General features: G+C 68.8%; 1 protein-coding gene. It reads left to right on the top strand.

The window, feature by feature from the left end; genetic code table 11:
- Window positions 1-90: 90 nt before the first annotated feature.
- Window positions 91-411: a ferredoxin gene (fdxA, locus tag TN53_RS41845; RefSeq protein ID WP_046264137.1), complete on the top strand. Its 321-nt coding sequence runs from the start codon at window positions 91-93 to the stop codon at window positions 409-411.
- The last annotated feature ends 178 nt before the right edge of the window (window positions 412-589 follow it).

Genomic DNA, 589 nt, shown 5'->3' with positions numbered 1-589 from the left:
CACCTGGACCGTCGGCGCGTAATCCCGCCCCTCCCCGCCCCGCCCCTGCCCCGTTCTCTTCCTTCTTTTCCTTTTCCGAGGAGTCCCCTCATGACGTACGTCATCGCTCAGCCCTGCGTCGAGGTGAAGGACAAGGCCTGCATCGACGAATGTCCCGTGGACTGCATCTACGAGGGCCCGCGCATGCTCTACATCCACCCGGACGAATGCGTGGACTGCGGGGCGTGCGAGCCGGTCTGCCCGGTCGAGGCGATCTTCTACGAGGACGATCTGCCCGAGCAGTGGAGTGCGTTCGGCCCGGCCAACGCCGAGGTGTTCGAGACGGTCGGCTCGCCGGGGGGCGCGAGTGCGACGGGCCCGTTGGGCAGCGACCACCCGGTGGTCGAGGGGGCGCCCGTCCTCAGTGCCTGAGCCGTGGTGACGAACAGCGCGCGTGCGCCGGTGTGCCGGCGGACGCGCGCTGTTTCGGTTGTGCGGGGCCAGGGCGACGTGGCTACGGGTTCAGGTCCATGCCCTGAGTCGTCAGACGCGGTGTCAGATGGTCGACGATGGCGGCGATCGTGGGGTGGTCCCAGACCAGGTTCGGGTC

This window comes from Streptomyces sp. WM6386 (assembly GCF_000972385.1).
Classification (GTDB): Bacteria; Actinomycetota; Actinomycetes; order Streptomycetales; family Streptomycetaceae; genus Streptomyces.
This window is presented reverse-complemented; position numbering and strand designations above follow the sequence as displayed.

Bases quoted from the DNA above. Each gene is read 5' to 3' on its own strand.
- fdxA (WP_046264137.1), top strand. From the start codon at position 91: ATGACGTACGTCATCGCTCAGCCCTGCGTCGAGGTGAAGGACAAGGCC.